Annotated in this window: 17 protein-coding genes, 1 tRNA gene and 2 pseudogenes; 13 read left to right on the forward strand and 7 right to left on the reverse strand. The window is 64.2% G+C overall.

The window, feature by feature from the left end:
* Positions 1-50: 50 nt before the first annotated feature.
* Entirely contained in the window at positions 51-1,085 is a 1,035-nt protein-coding gene (locus tag J8G26_RS17410) for an IS30 family transposase (RefSeq protein ID WP_172207615.1), read from the forward strand.
* A 58-nt stretch (positions 1,086-1,143) separates the two neighbouring features.
* On the opposite strand, the gene J8G26_RS17415 is transcribed toward J8G26_RS17410, so the two are convergent.
* On the reverse strand, positions 1,144-3,021 hold the full coding sequence (locus tag J8G26_RS17415) for a glutamine--tRNA ligase/YqeY domain fusion protein (protein WP_210570490.1): 1,878 nt from the start codon (positions 3,019-3,021) through the stop codon (positions 1,144-1,146).
* Between the two features lie 191 nt (positions 3,022-3,212).
* Between J8G26_RS17415 and J8G26_RS17420 the strand changes: the two genes are divergently transcribed.
* From J8G26_RS17420 to J8G26_RS17445, 6 genes are all read left to right on the forward strand, one after another.
* Complete coding sequence (locus J8G26_RS17420; protein WP_087746662.1) at positions 3,213-3,596, forward strand: hypothetical protein; 384 nt, start codon at positions 3,213-3,215, stop codon at positions 3,594-3,596.
* Between the two features lie 148 nt (positions 3,597-3,744).
* The gene (aroQ, locus tag J8G26_RS17425) at positions 3,745-4,200 is read left to right on the forward strand and encodes a type II 3-dehydroquinate dehydratase (RefSeq protein WP_210570492.1); all 456 of its coding nucleotides are present in this window, start codon (positions 3,745-3,747) and stop codon (positions 4,198-4,200) included.
* A complete protein-coding gene (locus J8G26_RS17430) occupies positions 4,197-5,051 on the forward strand; it encodes an alpha/beta fold hydrolase (RefSeq protein WP_210570494.1) in 855 nt (284 codons plus the stop codon). The genes aroQ and J8G26_RS17430 overlap by 4 nt, the downstream gene beginning before the upstream one ends.
* Positions 5,052-5,082: 31 nt before the next feature.
* Complete coding sequence (gene arfB / locus J8G26_RS17435) at positions 5,083-5,490, forward strand: alternative ribosome rescue aminoacyl-tRNA hydrolase ArfB (RefSeq protein WP_087746655.1); 408 nt, start codon at positions 5,083-5,085, stop codon at positions 5,488-5,490.
* A 143-nt stretch (positions 5,491-5,633) separates the two neighbouring features.
* Positions 5,634-6,470: a class III extradiol ring-cleavage dioxygenase gene (locus tag J8G26_RS17440; RefSeq protein WP_087746652.1), complete on the forward strand. Its 837-nt coding sequence runs from the start codon at positions 5,634-5,636 to the stop codon at positions 6,468-6,470.
* Positions 6,471-6,521: 51 nt separating this feature from the next.
* On the forward strand, positions 6,522-7,193 hold the full coding sequence (locus J8G26_RS17445) for a dienelactone hydrolase family protein (RefSeq protein WP_087746649.1): 672 nt from the start codon (positions 6,522-6,524) through the stop codon (positions 7,191-7,193).
* A 93-nt stretch (positions 7,194-7,286) separates the two neighbouring features.
* Here J8G26_RS17445 and J8G26_RS17450 read toward each other — a convergent pair whose 3' ends face one another.
* The 5 genes from J8G26_RS17450 to J8G26_RS17470 form a co-directional block, all read right to left on the reverse strand.
* The gene (locus J8G26_RS17450; RefSeq protein ID WP_210570496.1) at positions 7,287-8,120 is read right to left on the reverse strand and encodes a M90 family metallopeptidase; all 834 of its coding nucleotides are present in this window, start codon (positions 8,118-8,120) and stop codon (positions 7,287-7,289) included.
* The gene (locus tag J8G26_RS17455; protein ID WP_210570498.1) at positions 8,105-8,893 is read right to left on the reverse strand and encodes a UDP-2,3-diacylglucosamine diphosphatase; all 789 of its coding nucleotides are present in this window, start codon (positions 8,891-8,893) and stop codon (positions 8,105-8,107) included. Before J8G26_RS17455 ends, J8G26_RS17450 begins: the two co-directional genes overlap by 16 nt.
* 16 nt (positions 8,894-8,909) lie before the next feature.
* Positions 8,910-9,416, reverse strand: a complete 507-nt coding sequence (locus J8G26_RS17460; RefSeq protein ID WP_086911921.1) for a peptidylprolyl isomerase — start codon at positions 9,414-9,416, stop codon at positions 8,910-8,912.
* Between the two features lie 25 nt (positions 9,417-9,441).
* On the reverse strand, positions 9,442-10,026 hold the full coding sequence (locus J8G26_RS17465; RefSeq protein WP_210570501.1) for a peptidylprolyl isomerase: 585 nt from the start codon (positions 10,024-10,026) through the stop codon (positions 9,442-9,444).
* 135 nt (positions 10,027-10,161) lie between these two features.
* On the reverse strand, positions 10,162-10,725 hold the full coding sequence (locus J8G26_RS17470; protein WP_210570503.1) for a tetratricopeptide repeat protein: 564 nt from the start codon (positions 10,723-10,725) through the stop codon (positions 10,162-10,164).
* Positions 10,726-10,940: 215 nt separating this feature from the next.
* Between J8G26_RS17470 and cysS the strand changes: the two genes are divergently transcribed.
* From cysS to J8G26_RS17500, 6 genes and pseudogenes are all read left to right on the forward strand, one after another.
* The gene (gene cysS / locus J8G26_RS17475) at positions 10,941-12,317 is read left to right on the forward strand and encodes a cysteine--tRNA ligase (protein ID WP_210570505.1); all 1,377 of its coding nucleotides are present in this window, start codon (positions 10,941-10,943) and stop codon (positions 12,315-12,317) included.
* A 45-nt stretch (positions 12,318-12,362) separates the two neighbouring features.
* Positions 12,363-13,037, forward strand: coding sequence for a DNA-3-methyladenine glycosylase 2 family protein (locus J8G26_RS17480; RefSeq protein WP_349238340.1), 675 nt, complete (start codon positions 12,363-12,365; stop codon positions 13,035-13,037).
* An 82-nt stretch (positions 13,038-13,119) separates the two neighbouring features.
* A complete protein-coding gene (locus J8G26_RS17485; RefSeq protein WP_210570507.1) occupies positions 13,120-14,097 on the forward strand; it encodes an acetyl-CoA carboxylase carboxyltransferase subunit alpha in 978 nt (325 codons plus the stop codon).
* A 111-nt stretch (positions 14,098-14,208) separates the two neighbouring features.
* Complete coding sequence (gene tilS, locus J8G26_RS17490) at positions 14,209-15,171, forward strand: tRNA lysidine(34) synthetase TilS (protein WP_087746636.1); 963 nt, start codon at positions 14,209-14,211, stop codon at positions 15,169-15,171.
* A 66-nt stretch (positions 15,172-15,237) separates the two neighbouring features.
* Positions 15,238-15,408: pseudogene (locus tag J8G26_RS17495) on the forward strand (ACT domain-containing protein); the annotation flags it as partial.
* Positions 15,409-15,451: 43 nt separating this feature from the next.
* Positions 15,452-15,544, forward strand: a tRNA-Ser gene (locus tag J8G26_RS17500).
* Between the two features lie 280 nt (positions 15,545-15,824).
* On the opposite strand, the pseudogene J8G26_RS17505 reads toward J8G26_RS17500, so the two are convergent.
* Positions 15,825-16,063: pseudogene (locus J8G26_RS17505) on the reverse strand (integrase core domain-containing protein); the annotation flags it as partial.
* Between the last annotated feature and the right edge of the window lie 163 nt (positions 16,064-16,226).

Below are 16,226 nucleotides of genomic sequence, written 5' to 3' on the forward strand. Positions count from 1 at the left end.
GGCGGATTCAAAAGTGAAGTGCAACACCTGCCAACCTGTAAGGTCCGCAGATGCCAACCACTTCCTCGCACTATCACCAGCTTCAGCCTGAAGACCGTGTCACCATCGCCAGCCTGAGGCAGCAGAACCACAGCGTACGAGCAATTGCCCGGCAACTGCACCGCTCCCCGGCGACCATCAGCCGCGAACTGGAGCGCAATGCATCTTCATCTGGCTATGGCAGCGCACATGCCCAGTGCCAGTCCCTGCAGCGCAGACGCTGTGGCAGACCAGCTATCAAGCTGCATCCCGAGTCGATCTTGTCCTGCCTGGTGATCCATCTGCTGCGGCTGCGCTGGTCGCCCGAGCAGATTGCCCTGACACTGGCACGTTTGTATCCCCTGGGCCATGAATACCGCGTGTCACACGAAACCATCTACAACTGCATCTATGCCATGCCCGTGGGAGAGCTGCGCAAAGAGCTGATCGCCACCCTGCGTCACGCCCACAACAAGCGGCTGCCGCGCAGCAAGGGCAAGGACCGCAGAGGCCAGATTCCCGACATGCTGAGCATCCATGTACGCCCGCCCGAGATCGAAGACCGCCAGTTTCCCGGGCACTGGGAAGGTGATCTCATCAAGGGAGAAGGCAATGCCAGCGCAGTCGGGACCTTGGTGGAACGCACCAGCCGGCTGGTGATGCTGGTCAAGCTGCCTGAGTTCAAGCCGGCCAGTGCTGCCAACGTCTTGCAGGCCTTCACGGACAAGCTGCTGGGCATTGCGCAGCCGATGCGGTTGAGCATGACGTACGACCAGGGCCGGGAGATGTCCATGCACAAGAAGCTCAGTGAGCAAACCGGCATAGCCGTGTACTTCTGCGACCCGCACAGCCCTTGGCAAAGAGGCTCCAACGAGAACATGAATGGCCTGGTGCGCCAGTACCTGCCCAAAGGGACGGATCTGAGCATCTACAGCCAGGAGCAGCTCGATGCGATTGCCGATGAAATCAACAACCGGCCAAGGAAAGGGCTGGGAGTACGATCACCGCTGGCGGTCTACCGCGAACTGCTTGTGAATAGCCCGCAGCACTCCACTCTCATTCACTGAAATCCAGGGTGTTGCACTTCACTTTTGAATCCGCCAAGTCTTTTGTGGGGGCTACAAGTTACTTCCCCCAGCTATCCTTCAACCCCACCGCCAAGTTAAACACCGGCTTCTCCGCCTTGTGGTCCACCCGGTCCGCCACAAAGTACCCATGCCGCTCAAACTGGAACTTGTCATCCGGTTTCGCATTGGCCAATGACGGCTCCACGATGGCGGTCACCACCTTCAGGCTGTTCGGGTTCAGGCTTTCAATAAAGTCCTTGCCGCCCGCGTCAGGGTGGGCGTCCAGGAACAAACGGTCGTACATGCGCACTTCGGCGCTCACGCCGTCGGCCACGCCCACCCAGGTGATGGCGGCCTTGACCTTCACGCTGTCGGCGCCGGGGGTGCCGCTCTTAGTGTCGGGCACCACGGTGGCCAGCACTTCGGTGATGTTGCCGTCAGCGTCTCTGGTGCAGCCGGTGCATTCGATGACGTAGCCGCCCTTCAGGCGCACCTTGTTGCCGAGGAAGAGTCGCTTGTAGCCCTTGGGGGGCACTTCCTCAAAGTCTTCGCGTTCGATCCACACTTCTTTGCCGATGGTGAAGTGGCGCACGGGGATTTCTACCCCTTCCGCGACGCCTTGTGTCGCTTCATGGTTCTGGTGGGGCAGGGCGGGCAGGCTGCAGGGCTCCAGGTGGCCGGTGCCCATCACTGCGTCCCAGTTGGTCAGCACCAGCTTGACGGGGTTGAGCACGGCCATGCCACGGTGGGCCTTGAGTTCCAGGTCTTCACGCAGGCAGCCTTCCAGGGTGCTGTAGTCGATCCAGCTGTCGGATTTGGTCACGCCAATGCGCTCGGCAAAGGTCTGGAGGGAGGCGGGCGTGTAGCCACGGCGGCGCAGTCCGACTATTGTTGGCATGCGGGGGTCGTCCCAGCCGCTCACCTTGTGGTCGTACACCAGCTGGGCCAGCTTGCGCTTGCTGGTGATGACGTAGGTGAGGTTCAGGCGCGCAAATTCGTACTGGCGGGGGGGCGGGCTGGCCAGCAGGCCGCCCACTACCCGCCCGTCGGGTAGTTTTGTCGTTTCAATCAGGCGCTCCAGCAGCCAGTCATAAAACGGGCGCTGGTCTTCAAATTCCAGCGTGCACAGGCTGTGGGTGATCTGCTCTAGCGCATCCTCAATGGGGTGCGCGTAGGTGTACATCGGGTAGATGCACCAGGTGTCGCCCGTGTTGTGGTGCGTGGCGCGGCGGATGCGGTAGATGGCCGGGTCGCGCATGTTGATGTTGGGGCTGGCCATGTCGATTTTGGCGCGCAGCACCATGCTGCCATCCTCATGCTTGCCATCGCGCATTTCGCGGAAGATGCGCAGGTTTTCGGCCGGGGTGCGGGCGCGGAAGGGGCTGTTGATGCCGGGTTTGCCGAAGTCGCCGCGGTTGATGCGCATTTGCTCGGCGGTTTGCTCGTCCACATAGGCGTGGCCGGCTTCGATCAGATACTCGGCGGCGCGGTACATGAAACCGAAGTAGTCGCTGGCCTGGTAGGGGGCGGCGTTGGGTGCGCCGTTCCAGTCAAAGCCCAGCCATTTCACAGCGTCGATGATGCTGTTGACGTATTCGGTGTCTTCTTTTTCGGGGTTGGTGTCGTCAAAGCGCAGGTGGCACACGCCGCCGTAGTCGCGCGCCAGGCCAAAGTTGATGCAGATGCTTTTGGCGTGGCCGATGTGCAGGTAGCCGTTGGGCTCGGGGGGGAAGCGGGTGCGGATCTTCGCCGAGTCGGGCTGGCCTGCCGCGTGGTGGGCGGCGTCGCCGGGGCTGCCGGCCCAGCGGCGGGTGGCGTAGGTGCCTTTGTCCAGATCGGCTTCGATGATCTGGCGCAAAAAGTTACTGGGTTTGACGGCTTCGGTGGCTGCGGCGTGGGCGGCGGGTGTGGTGTTGGCAGGGGTGGGGGTGCTCATGCGGCCATTTTAGGGGGCGGCTTGTTGCGGTGCGGCGCGTGCGCAGGTGGGCGAAGGTGGGCGCGGGTGGGGTGTACGTCCAGAAACAATATCGGACCCGTTTCATGCCATCCTTTTGGCCCTGTGGTGCGTTGTGTACCAGTGAGGCATGTCCAGTGGGTTGGCTGCCTCTGTCCCTCAAGGAGATTTCCATGACGAAAACCCGTTCTATCTATGCCATGGCCGCTGCTGGCGGTGTGGCGCTGGCCCTGCTGGCGGGCGCTGGCACTGCACAGGCACGCGACGTGTATTGGTCGGTGGGCGTGAATTCGCCAGGCGTGGCGTTGGGCGTCAGCAATGGCGGCTATCCCGTTTACGTGGCCCCCGCGCCGGTGTATGTGGCGCCCCGGCCCATTTATTACCAGCCGCCGCCACCGGTCTATTACGCACCGCCCCGGCCCGTGTATTACGCCCCTCCCGGCTATTACGTGCAGCCACCGGGCCATTACTACCGTGATCGCGGGCACCGTCATGGCCACCGGGATCGTGGTGACCGTGGTGGGCGTGGCGATCATGGCAACCGCTGGGATCGTTGATTTCGCCCCTGCGGGGTGGTCGTCATCGGCCATGACTGCCTGATTCGGCCCCGGATGGCGGGCGGGCCCAACGCCGCGCCTGGGGCTGAGGGCACCGCATAATCCGGCGTCTGGCCTGCTGGTGTGGCAGGCGGATCGCCCGGAGTGCATGCCTGTGAAAACCGTTTTTGTCCTGAATGGCCCCAACCTGAACCTGCTGGGCACGCGCGAGCCCGCCGTGTATGGTGCCCAGACGCTGTTCGATGTAGAGCAGTTGTGCGCTGCAGTGTGCATTCGCCACGGGTTTGCGCTGCGTTTTCACCAAAGCAACCACGAGGGTGCGCTGGTGGACTGGATTCATGAAGCCGGTGCCTTCCACGCCAAGGGCGAACTGGCGGGCGTGGTGCTCAATGCCGGCGCCTACACCCACACCAGCGTGGCGCTGCTCGATGCCATCAAGGGCACGGGCGTGGCGCTGATCGAGCTGCACATCAGCAATGTGCACGCGCGCGAGAGCTTTCGCCACCACTCCTATATTTCTGCCGCCGCCAAAGCCGTGATGTGCGGTTTTGGCGTGAAGGGCTATGGCCTGGCGATTGACGGCTTGGCAGGGCTCCAGGAATGATCGATTTGTCACTTCCACCCGAGGTGCAGCGCCTGGCCGCCCAAGCCGCGCGCCACACCACGCCCTGCGGAGCAGGTGATCTGGTCTGGCATGTCTGGGGCCCGGCCCGGCCGGGCGTGCGCCCGCTGGTGTTGCTGCATGGCGGCAGCGGCAGCTGGACGCATTGGGTGCGCAACCTGGATGCGCTGGTGGCCGCCGGGCGCCAGCTGTGGGTGCCTGATTTGCCTGGCTTTGGTGATTCGGCGGCGCCGCTGTCGGGTGGCGATGCCGATGCGCTGGTGGCCCCCCTGCGCGAGGGGCTGCAACTGCTGCTGGGCAACGCGCCCTGCGATCTGGTGGGGTTCTCCTTTGGTGGCATGACGGCGGGCCTGCTGCTGGCGGCGCACCCCGAATTGGCCGAGCGGCTGGTGCTGGTGGGCGCGCCGGCCATGGGCGTGGTGCCCCACCGGCAGTTCGAGCTGAAAGCCTGGCGCCACCTGACCGACCTGGACGAGCAACTGGCCATCCACCGCTACAACCTGGGCGCGCTGATGCTGCACGACCCGCGCCGCATCGATGGCCTGGCCCTGCAGACGCATGTGGCCAACGTGGTGCGCGACCGCATGCCGCGCCGTCGCCTGGCGCACACCGACATCCTGGCGCGTTCGTTGCCGCAGGTGGCTTGCCCGGTGCACGCCATTTATGGCGAGCACGACGCGCTGTACAAAAGCTGGATCCACCAGCTCGAAGCGGCCTTTGCCGCGGCCGCCCCCGATTTTCGCGGCATGCACCTGGTGCCCAACGCCGGCCACTGGGTGCAGTTCGAGCAGCCCGAGGCGTTTGACGCGGCGCTGCTGGCGGCGCTGGCCTGAGCGCCATGGGCACCATGGCGCGGGGTATTGCATGACCGCCGCGCTGCTGCAGGTGGCCGAAGCCGAGGTGGAGTTCACGGCCATGCGTGCCCAGGGCGCTGGTGGCCAGAATGTCAACAAGGTGTCGAGCGCGGTGCACCTGCGCTTTGATGTGGGCGCCTCGTCGCTGCCCGACGATGTCAAAGAGCGCCTGCTGTGCCTGCGCGACACCCGCATCACGCAAGACGGCGTGGTGGTCATCAAGGCCCAGCAATACCGCAGCCAGGAGCAAAACCGGGCCGACGCACTCGATCGGTTGAATGCGCTGGTGCAATCGGTGGCGCAGCCGCCGCGCACGCGCCGTGCCACCAAGCCCACCTATGGCTCCCGCCAGCGGCGGTTGCAGGCCAAAACCCAGCGCGGCGAAACCAAGGCCTTGCGGGGGAAGGTGCGCGACTGAGAGGCTGAGCGGCCCCGTGGGCGCGCTGTGCGCAGGGTCGGCAGTCGCATTGGTTTGATTTGTAGAACGATCTGTCTTTGAATGGACGGATTGAATCGCTGCCTGATAGCTCTTACATTCGAGGTATTCACTGAAAGCCTGCCATGACCACTTCTGCCCCTGTCACCAGCCATGTCCCCAGCACCACCGTTGTTCCGACACTGTATGTCTCGCACGGCGCGCCCTTGTTTGCGTTGGACGCCGGCGAAACCGGCCCCGCGCTCACCCGCTGGGGCCAGGGCCTGCGTGCGCAGTTTCCGGCGCTGCGCGGAGTGGTCGTCATGTCGCCGCACTGGATGGCCCGCACCCCGCAGGTCATGACCGGCCCGCAACCGGCCACCTGGCACGACTTTGGCGGTTTTCCGCCCGCGCTGTACCAGCTGCAATACCCCGCGCCCGGCGCCCCCGCGCTGGCGCAAGAGGTGCTGGCCCTGCTGCAGGCCGCTGGCGTGGTGGCCCAGGGCGATGCGCAGCGCCCGTTTGACCACGGCGCCTGGGTGCCGCTGATGCACCTGTTCCCCGAGGCCGACCTGCCCGTCGTGCAGGTGGCGCTGCCCGTGGGCGCCGGCCCCGCCGAGGTCTATGCCATGGGCGCCGCACTGCGCGGCCTGCGCAGCCAGGGCGTGCTGGTGCTGGGGTCGGGCAGCATGACGCACAACCTGTCCGAATTTTTTGGCGGGGCGCGCGAGCCCGCGCCCTATGTGCTCGAATTCAGCCGCTGGATCGAATCGGCCCTTGCGCGCGGCGACCTGAAGGCGCTGCTCAACTACCGCAGCCTGGCGCCCCACGCCGAGCGCGCCCACCCCACCGATGACCATTTCCTGCCGCTGTTCTTTGCACTGGGTGCCGCCGGCGACGATTTGCACGCCAACTACCTGAGCCGCGAGGTGATGTACAGCATGCTGGCGATGGATGCTTTTGCATTGCAGCCAGCGGTCTGACCGCGCCGTTGCGCCCCATTTACCAACCAAAACCGCCTCTGGCGCTTGACCATGCTTGATTTACCGCTCACTTTTTTGCAACGCCCAGCTGCTGCTGGCACTCCCCGACCCTGGCTGCTGGTGCTGATGCATGGCGTGGGCAGCAACGAGCAGGATCTGTTTGGCCTGTCTGCGCACATTCCTGACCGCTTTCATGTGCTGAGCCTGCGCGCGCCCAACCGCATGGGGCCGGGCTCGCATGCATGGTTTGATTTCTCGGTCGCGCCCGGTGGCGCCCGCAGCATCAACGAGCCCCAAGAGGCCGCCAGCCGCGCCCTGGTGGCGCAGACGGTGGAGGCGGCCTCGGCCCAGCTGGGCATTCCGCCCGAGCGCATCGTGGTGGGGGGCTTCAGCCAGGGCGGCATCATGGCCTTGTCGCTGCTGTTGACGCGGCCCGAGTTGCTGCATGCCGCCATGGTCTGGCACAGCCGCCTGCTGGCGCAGGTGGTGCCGCTGCAGGCACCGTCCGATGCCTTGCGCGGCAAGAAGCTGTGGCTGAGCCACGGCACGCACGACAACGTGATTCCGCTGGCCAACGCCCAGGCCATTGCGCAGCACATGGCAGCGCTGCCCGTGTCGGTGAGCTACCACGAGTTCCCGGGCGCGCACGAGATCCGCCCGTCCGAGTTGGCCGCCACGGTGGCGTGGCTGGAGTCACTTTCGACCACCCCCGCGCCGTATTGAGGTGTGTCGATATGCTACTTAATTTGTAGCTGCTTGCGCTTGGTGGTAAAGCGCTAGAGCCATATTTGGCTCTGATTTCTTGGCGATGCAGGATCAATCCGGCTGGGGCAGCCCAGGCCGGAAGAACGCATCCAGCACCGGCATCAGCGCCGGAAACTCCTGCGCAAACCGCGCCCGGTTCACAAAATACGCTTCGCACGCCACCGCGAAAAACTCGGCGGGCGCGGTGGCGCCATAGGCATCCAGCCAGGGCGGCGCCGCGCCAAAGCGCTCGGCCATGATCACCCGCTCGCGAAAATCGGCATAGGCCGGCTCCCAGGCCGCCCACCATGCTTCATGCGCGGCCCGGGCCGTGCGGGTGCCCATGAAGCCTGCTGGCAGGGGCGGGCAGCCGTTGGGGGCGCCACTGCGCATGTCGAGCTTGTGCACAAACTCGTGCACCACCACGTTGTGGCCGCGTGCGGTGTTCTCGGCGGCGTTGCTCACATGCTGCCAGCTGAGCATGATGGGGCCGCGCTCCATGGCCTCGCCCAGCAGCACCTCGGTGTGCTCGTGCACCACGCCGGCTTGGTCCACCGTCTGGCGGCGCGCCACGGCCTCGCCCGGGTGCACCACGATGCCCACAAAATCGCCATACCAGCCCAGGGCTGCAGCCGCGTCGCCCCAGTGCAGCAGCGGCAGGCAGGCCTGCGCGGCGATGTCGATGGCCATGGCATCGGTCACCACCAGGCCATGCGCGCCATGGAACTGCTTGTGGTGCAAAAAGAGGGCGCTGAGCGCGCGCAGCTTGGCCTGGTCGTGCAGCGGCAGGGCGGACAGAAACGGGTAGCGCTGCAGGGTTTGCAGCCACAGCGTGGCCGAGATAGCCGGCACGGGCGCCACGGTGGCGCGCAGCCGGTGCCAGAGTTTTGTCAGGACATGGGGCATGGGGGCGGGGCCACGCGTTCCAGGCCTGCAGCGGTCAGGCGCAGCACCTCGGCGCGCGGCGGGTGGGCGGTGGCGTCCCAGTCGCTCAGCACCACCCGCTGCAGGCCAGGGGCCAGGGTGTGGCGCGCGGGTTGGTGGGTGTGGCCGTGGATCAGGGTGTGCGCATGGGCGGCATTAAGCCAGGCGATGGCAGTGGGGTCATCCACATCGGCGTAGATGGCGCCCGACTGCTTGCGCGCTTCGCTCGCTTGCCGGATGCCGCGTGCCTGCGCCCGGCGCACGGCCAGGGGCTGCGCCAGAAAGCGCTCTTGCCACGGGGCACTGCGCGCCTGCACGCGAAAGCGCTGGTAGTCCACATCGTCCAGGCACAGCAGGTCGCCATGGCTGAGCACGAATCGCTGGCCACCGAAGACCAGCACTGTCGGGTCCGCCAGGCCGGTGATGCCGCAGTGCGCAAGGAACGCCGGCCCCGCCAGAAAATCGCGGTTGCCGTGCATGAAATACACGGGCAGGCGCTGCGCTGCAGCCTGCAGGGCAGCGCAGCCCTGGGCTTCAAAACTGCCGGGTTCGTGCATGGCGTCATCGCCCACCCACACCTCGAACAGGTCGCCCAGGATGAAAAGGGCGTCGGCCGTGGTGGTCTGCAGATAGTGCTGCCAGGCGGCCACGGTGGCGGGCTCGCTGGCCTGCAGGTGCAGGTCCGAAATGAAATCGACCGTGCGCCAGTGCGAAGGAGCGGCAAGCTCCTCGAACCGGGGCACGGTCGTGGTCACGGAGATCGTTTTCAGATCAGAGGGCGACGGCCTTCTCGATCACGACGTCTTCCTTGGGCACGTCGTCATGAAAGCCGCTGCGGCCGGTCTTGACGGCCTTGATCTTGTCCACCACGTCGGTGCCGGAAACGACCTTGCCGAACACGGCATAGCCCCAGCCCTGGGCCGATGGCGCGGTGTGGTTCAGAAAGCCGTTGTCGGCCACGTTGATGAAGAACTGCGCGGTGGCCGAGTGCGGGTCGCTGGTGCGGGCCATGGCCACGGTGTAGTTGGCGTTTTTCAGGCCGTTGTTGGCTTCGTTCTGGATGGGGGCATCCGAGTTCTTTTGCTTCATGCCGGGCTCAAAACCGCCGCCTTGCACCATGAAACCGGGGATCACACGATGAAAGATCGTGTTGTTGTAATGGCCCTTGTTCACATAGGACAAGAAGTTCTCGACCGACTTGGGTGCCTTGTCGGCGTCGAGTTCGAGGGTGATGACGCCGTAGTTGGCGATGTGCAGTTCGACTTGGGGATTGCTCATGGCGATGCTTCTTTCAGGAAAAAAATCACTTCACCAGCGTGGCGGACTGGATGGTGACGGGGGTGGTTGGCACGTTCTGGTGGCCGCCCTTGTTGCCGGTGGCCACGGCCTTGATCTTGTCCACCACCTCGGTGCCTTTGACCACCTTACCGAACACGGCGTAGCCATGGCCGTCAGGCTGGGGGGCGTTGAGCATGGCGTTGTCCTTCACGTTGATGAAGAACTGCGCGGTGGCCGAGTGGGGGTTGGCGGTGCGTGCCATGGCGATGGTGTAGGTGTCGTTCTTGAGGCCGTTGGCTGCTTCGAGCGCGATGGGTGCCTTGGTGGGCTTTTGCGCCATGTCGGCCGTGAAACCGCCGCCCTGGATCATGAAGCCGTCGATGACGCGGTGAAACACCGTGCCGTCGTAGTGCTTGTCTTTCACGTAAGAAAGAAAGTTTTCGACCGTCTTGGGCGCCTTGGCGGGGTCGAGCTGCACCACGATGTTACCCATCGAGGTGGCCAGCTTGACCTTGGGGGCGTCCTGCGCCTGTACCGGGGTTGCTACTGAAAAAATAACTGCCAGCGCAATTCCAGCAAGCGCAATAGTCGATTTTCTTTTGGAAATCATGCAGAACTCCTTGAATGAATCAGGGCCGCGAACCCGGGGGGCAGGTGCGGCAATGGGCAAAGTGGCGCTGAAGTTACCACTGGCCCGCCTGTGGTGCAGGCTGCATCGCAGCAAAACCCTGCCCGCGGGCGGTGGTCAGGGGCGTGATGCTGCGGGCTTGGCCCCAGCACGGGACGCAGCGGGCTGGAACAGCTCGCGCACCTGGGCCAGCTTGGATTTGACGGCGGGGTTGTTGGCCTCCAGCTGCTGCGCCTTGGCGTAGGACTGGTAAGCCAGCCGGGCGTAGATGTCGCCCAGGTTTTCGTGCGCCGCTGCGTATGCGGGATTGTTGCGCACAGCCATCTCCAGTGCCGTGCGGGCCTTGTCCAGCTGGTTCTGGCTGGCGTAGATCACCGCCAGATTGTTGTAGGGCTCGGGCAGCTCGGGGTATTCCTGGATGAGCTGGGTGAATGTGGCGATGGCCTCGTCGGTCTTGCCGATGTCGGTTTGTGCCACGCCGCGCAGAAAGCGCAACTGCGGGTCGCGCGGGGCGGCCGTCAGGCGCTGGTCTGCCTTGCCCAGGGCTTCGGCGGCCTTGCCGGTCTTGAGCAGCTGGGTGATCTCGGCGTAGTCACTGGCGTGGGCCATGCCTGCGCCCAGCCATGCGGTCAGGGCCAGCAGGCGCAAAAGTCGTGGGAGGGTGCTGCGGACTTGCTTCATGGCGGATAGGGAGGAGGTGGGCACCGTCCGGCGCCGGGCGGGGCTTATACTTCGGCGGATTGTAGCTGAGGGGGTTGTCATGACGGTACGCTGTTGCCGCTGGTGATTTCATAGGGCGCCCGGTCCCGGGCACCGTCCCCCGCGAGGGGCCAAATTTCTCGCGCTGCAGGGTGATCCGCATCGCCCATCCACCCCGATCCCGAGACTGACATCCCATGAGTTTGCGCATCTACAACACGCTGTCGCGTGCATTGGAAGATTTTTCCCCGCTCGAACCTGGCCATGTGCGCATGTATGTGTGCGGCATGACCATTTACGACCTGTGCCACATCGGCCACGCCCGCATGATGATGGCGTTTGACGTGGTGCAGCGCTGGCTCAAAAGCAGCGGCCTGCGCGTGACCTATGTGCGCAACATCACCGACATTGACGACAAGATCATCCGGCGCGCACTGGAGCGCGGCATCACCATTCGCCAGCTTACCGACGAAATGATCGCCGCCATGCACGAAGACATCGGTCTGCTGGGCATCGAAGCGCCGTCTGTCGAGCCCCGTGCCACCGAATATGTGCCGCAGATGCTGTCGCTGATCGGCCAGCTCGAGGGCAAGGGCCTGGCCTACCGCGCCGCCAATGGCGACGTGAACTATTCGGTGCGCAAGTTTGCTGGCTACGGCAAGCTCTCGGGAAAGTCGCTCGACGAGTTGCGCGCCGGCGAGCGCGTGGCCGTGCAGGACGGCAAGGAAGACCCGCTCGATTTCGTGTTGTGGAAATCCGCCAAGGAGGGCGAGCCGCCCGAAGCCAAGTGGGACAGCCCCTTTGGCACGGGCCGCCCTGGCTGGCACATCGAGTGCTCGGCCATGAGCTGCGCCACGCTGGGCGAAACCTTTGATATCCACGGCGGTGGTGCCGACCTGCAATTCCCCCACCACGAAAACGAAATCGCCCAGAGCGAAGGCGCCACGGGCAAGCCGCTGGCCCGTTTCTGGGTGCACAACGGCTTTGTGCGCGTGGACAACGAGAAGATGAGCAAGTCGCTCGGCAACTTCTTCACCATCCGCGATGTGCTCCAGCAGTACGACGCCGAAACCGTGCGCTTTTTCATCGTGCGCGCCCACTACCGCAGCGCGCTCAACTACAGCGATGCGCACCTGGACGACGCGCGCCAGGCGCTCAAGCGGCTGTACACGGCGCTCAGCCTGGTCGCACCGGCCACGGTGGCCATCGACTGGGCAGAGCCCCATGCCGCCCGCTTCAAGGCGGCCATGGACGAAGACTTTGGCACGCCCGAGGCGATTGCCGTGCTGTTTGATCTGGCCAGCGAGGTCAACAAGACCCGCTCGCCCAAGCTGGCGGGCCTGCTCAAGGCGCTGGCGGGCTGCCTGGGGCTGCTGCAGGGTGATCCGCAGGCCTTTTTGCAGGCCGGTGCGGGTTTTGACGAAGCCGCCATCCAGGCGCAGATTGCCGCGCGCGCCGCCGCCAAGGCAGGCAAGGATTTTGCAGAGGCTGACCGCATCCGCAATGCGCTGCTGGCCCAGGGCATCGTGCTCAAGGATTCGGCCGCCGGAACGACCTGGGAAGCCGCGCAGTGACCATTTTCAACATGAAATGCGCCTCTAGGGCAGATGGGGCGCGCAGTGGCAGCTTCTAAAAATGTAGCGACCGAGGCGCTCACACCGTCCAGCCAGGCGCTGGCCACACCCGACTACTGGGCCGAGGCCTGCAAGCACCTGATGAAGAAAGACCGGGTGATGAAGCGCCTGATTCCCCAGTTTGGTGACGCTGCCTTGCAAACGCGCGGCGACGCATTCACCACGCTGGCGCGCAGCATTGTCGGGCAGCAGATTTCAGTGAAGGCTGCGCAAACCGTGTGGGAGCGCTTTGCCGCACTGCCGCGCAGCATGAAGCCCGGCAACGTGCTCAAGCTCAAGATCGACGACATGCGTGCGGCGGGCCTGTCAGCCCGCAAGGTGGACTATCTGGTGGACCTGGCGCTGCACTTCGATGCAGGCAAGCTGCATGTGAAGGACTGGACCTCGATGGACGACGAGGCCATCATTGCCGAACTGGTGGCCATCCGCGGCATCGGCCGCTGGACGGCCGAGATGTTTCTGATCTTCTATCTGATGCGGCCCAATGTCTTGCCCCTGGACGACGTGGGCCTGATCAACGGCATCAGCCAGAACTATTTTTCGGGCGATCCGGTCAGCCGCAGCGATGCCCGCGAGGTGGCCGAGGCCTGGAAACCCTGGTGCAGTGTGGCGACTTGGTATATTTGGAGATCGCTCGACCCGTTGCCCGTGGCTTATTGAGGCCCGTTTCATCAGTCATGAACCGGTTGCAACACAGGCCTCGCACCCGAGGCACTGAGGGCGCGACCCAAGGAGAAATACGTTGGCGAAAAAGACCTTTCTGGATTTCGAGCAGCCCATTGCCGAACTTGAATCCAAAATCGAAGAACTGCGCTACGTGCAGACCGAGAGTGCGGTCGATATCTCGGAAGAAATCGACCAGCTCAGCAAGAAGAGCCAGCAGCTCACCAAAGATATCTACAGTGAGCTGAGCCCCTGGCAGATCACCAAGATTGCCCGCCACCCCGAGCGCCCTTACACGCTCGACTATGTGCGCGACATCTTCACCGACTTTGTCGAGCTGCATGGCGACCGCCACTACGCGGACGATTTGTCCATCGTGGGCGGGCTGGCGCGCTTCAACGGCCATGCCTGCATGGTGCTGGGCCACCAGAAAGGGCGCGACACCAAGGAGCGCGCCATGCGCAACTTCGGCATGAGCAAGCCCGAGGGCTACCGCAAGGCCCTGCGCCTGATGAAGACGGCCGAGAAGTTCAATCTGCCTGTGTTCACCTTTGTGGACACACCGGGCGCCTACCCTGGCATCGACGCCGAGGAGCGCGGCCAGTCCGAAGCCATCGGCCGCAACATCTTCGAGATGGCGCAACTCGAAGTGCCCATCATCACCACCATCATTGGCGAAGGCGGCTCCGGCGGCGCCCTGGCGATCAGCGTGGGCGACCAGGTGGTGATGTTGCAGTACGCGATCTACTCGGTCATCAGCCCCGAGGGTTGCGCCTCCATCCTCTGGAAGACCAGCGACAAGGCCCAGGAAGCGGCCGACGCCCTGGGCATCACGGCGCACCGCCTCAAGGCGCTGGGCTTGGTGGACAAGATCGTCAGCGAACCGGTGGGCGGCGCCCACCGCGATCCCAAGCAGATGGCCGCTTTCCTCAAGCGCGCCCTGGGCGACGCGTTCCGCCAGGTGGCCGACCTCAAGACCAAAGACCTGCTGGATCGCCGCTACGACCGTCTGCAAAGCTATGGCCGATTCACGGACACCAAGGCCGACAGCCGCTGAACCCGTGGTGGAGAAGGCCGCAGCCTTCTGCCTGCCCCCGTGCCATGGCCCCGCAAGGGGCCTTTGCATTGGTGCGGGTGCTTTGGTTCCGCCGGTGCAAACGGGCGCGCCATGACGCAGTCGTTCGACGCCGCCATCGCTGCCTTTTCGCCCGCATTGCCCTTGGCGGTGGGGCTGAGCGGTGGTGCCGATTCGACGGCGCTGCTGCTGGCCTGCGCACAAAAATGGCCGGGGCAGGTGCAGGCCATCCATGTGCACCACGGCCTGCAGGCCGCGGCCGACGATTTCGAGCACCATTGCCGCGCATTGTGCGAGCGCTTGCAGGTGCCGCTGACCGTGCTGCGCGTCGATGCACGCCACGCACCGGGCGAAAGCCCCGAAGACGCCGCGCGCCAGGCAAGATACAAGGCTTTTGAGGCTGTAGCGCAAGCCAGTCGAGTGCAGCAAGCTATTGTTTCAATAGCATTGGCGCAGCATGCGGATGACCAGGTCGAGACGCTGTTGCTGGCCTTGTCGCGCGGCGCCGGCGTGGCCGGGCTGGCCGCCATGCCCGCCCATTGGGAGCGCGGCGGCATTGGCTGGCACCGGCCTCTGCTGCGTGTGGCGGGGGGGCAGGTGCGCGACTGGCTGCGCGCCCAGGGACATAGCTGGGTGGAAGACCCCACCAACACCGACGAGCGCTTCACGCGCAACCGCATCCGGGCGCAACTGCTGCCCGCACTGGAGGCCGCGTTCCCGTCGTTCCGGGACACGTTTGCACGGTCATCCGGGCACGCCGCCCAGGCCAATGCTTTGTTGCTGGAGCTGGCGCAACAAGACCTGTTGCAGGTGGGCTCGCCCCCGCAACTGGCGCCCTTGCGAGCGATGAGTCGTGCACGCCAGGCCAACGTGCTGCGCCACTGGCTGCGTGTGGTGCATGCCACCACGCCCACCACGGCGCAGCTCGAGGAGTTGCTGGATCAGCTGGCCGCCTGCAGCACGCGCGGCCATCGCATTCACATCAAGGTGGGACGGGGGTTCGTGGTGCGATCGGGGCTGCAGCTCGATTGGTACAACCCCAAGGGTTTGGTTTAACAACCGCACGAAAAGCGGCGGCGTACCAAAACACTTGTCCAACCCGCGCTGCGGTTCCAGTTTTGTCATGTGGGCGTGGCCAGCAAGATGTTCCGCACCTTCAGTGAAGAGGGCATCAACATCCAGATGATTTCCACCTCCGAAATCAAGACCTCGGTGTTCATCGGCGAAAAACACATGGAACTGGCCGTGCGCAGCCAGCGCAAGACCTTCGAACTCGACCAGACCGCCGCTTAAAGCCGCCAGAATTGCCTCTGAAATGAGGCATAATAGACGGATTGGAAACGTGACCGAGTGGCCGAAGGTGCTCCCCTGCTAAGGGAGTATGGGGTGTAGAGCCTCATCGAGGGTTCGAATCCCTCCGTTTCCGCCAAGATAAAGCCTAAGTGATTGATTCACTTAGGCTTTTTTCTTTGGTGGCTTGTTTTTCCATCCAAAACTGAGCCGGTAGGGAAGGCCCCTATCTAGTGCTGTCTGCACTTGATTGCACGGGAAGGGGAGAGGTGGGGCGGAACCCTTCACGCTGAGGATGTGCGGGTTTTGCTTGTTGCATTCATCCGGCGTTCTACATCCTCAATCATGGCTGCTGGGCTGGTTTTCAACACTGTCATGGTCAGGTTTTTCCGGGCATTCCGATAGGAGAATTTACAAATTCATTGTGTTGCCAGGTGTTGCAGCTCGAATTGGTTGGGCGAGCAGTACCCCAGCGTCGAGTGCAGCCGAACGTTGTTGTAGAAGCCCACGATGTAGTCGGCAATGTCGCACTGCGCCTTTGCGTGGTTGGCATGGTCGCGTTGCCAAACGCGCGCTCTATCTTCAGGCTTAGAAAGAAGCGCTCCATCACTGCGTTGTCCCAGCAATTGCCCTTTCGGCTCATGCTGCCAATGCGCCCTGGTTCTTGAACAGCGTTCTGACTATCGCCTGGTTCGGTCAGCTGGGTCGAGTCAGACTCTCATGATCTCAAACTCTCGAACCGCCCGGAGCGGACCCGCATGCCGGGGGGGCAGGGGCGCAGCCGACTACGGTTGCCCCCTATGCCGATTTTGGCGGCGCCC

Origin of the sequence: Acidovorax sp. JG5, assembly GCF_017939685.1 — a bacterium.
In the GTDB taxonomy this organism is placed as follows: domain Bacteria; phylum Pseudomonadota; class Gammaproteobacteria; order Burkholderiales; family Burkholderiaceae_C; genus Acidovorax.

Coding starts and splice junctions, on each gene's coding strand:
- J8G26_RS17410 (WP_172207615.1), top strand. CDS start 51: ATGCCAACCACTTCCTCGCACTATCACCAGCTTCAGCCTGAAGACCGT.
- J8G26_RS17415 (WP_210570490.1), bottom strand. CDS start 3,021: ATGAGCACCCCCACCCCTGCCAACACCACACCCGCCGCCCACGCCGCA.
- J8G26_RS17420 (WP_087746662.1), top strand. CDS start 3,213: ATGACGAAAACCCGTTCTATCTATGCCATGGCCGCTGCTGGCGGTGTG.
- aroQ (WP_210570492.1), top strand. CDS start 3,745: ATGCCTGTGAAAACCGTTTTTGTCCTGAATGGCCCCAACCTGAACCTG.
- J8G26_RS17430 (WP_210570494.1), top strand. CDS start 4,197: ATGATCGATTTGTCACTTCCACCCGAGGTGCAGCGCCTGGCCGCCCAA.
- arfB (WP_087746655.1), top strand. CDS start 5,083: ATGACCGCCGCGCTGCTGCAGGTGGCCGAAGCCGAGGTGGAGTTCACG.
- J8G26_RS17440 (WP_087746652.1), top strand. CDS start 5,634: ATGACCACTTCTGCCCCTGTCACCAGCCATGTCCCCAGCACCACCGTT.
- J8G26_RS17445 (WP_087746649.1), top strand. CDS start 6,522: ATGCTTGATTTACCGCTCACTTTTTTGCAACGCCCAGCTGCTGCTGGC.
- J8G26_RS17450 (WP_210570496.1), bottom strand. CDS start 8,120: ATGCCCCATGTCCTGACAAAACTCTGGCACCGGCTGCGCGCCACCGTG.
- J8G26_RS17460 (WP_086911921.1), bottom strand. CDS start 9,416: ATGAGCAATCCCCAAGTCGAACTGCACATCGCCAACTACGGCGTCATC.
- J8G26_RS17465 (WP_210570501.1), bottom strand. CDS start 10,026: ATGATTTCCAAAAGAAAATCGACTATTGCGCTTGCTGGAATTGCGCTG.
- J8G26_RS17470 (WP_210570503.1), bottom strand. CDS start 10,725: ATGAAGCAAGTCCGCAGCACCCTCCCACGACTTTTGCGCCTGCTGGCC.
- cysS (WP_210570505.1), top strand. CDS start 10,941: ATGAGTTTGCGCATCTACAACACGCTGTCGCGTGCATTGGAAGATTTT.
- tilS (WP_087746636.1), top strand. CDS start 14,209: ATGACGCAGTCGTTCGACGCCGCCATCGCTGCCTTTTCGCCCGCATTG.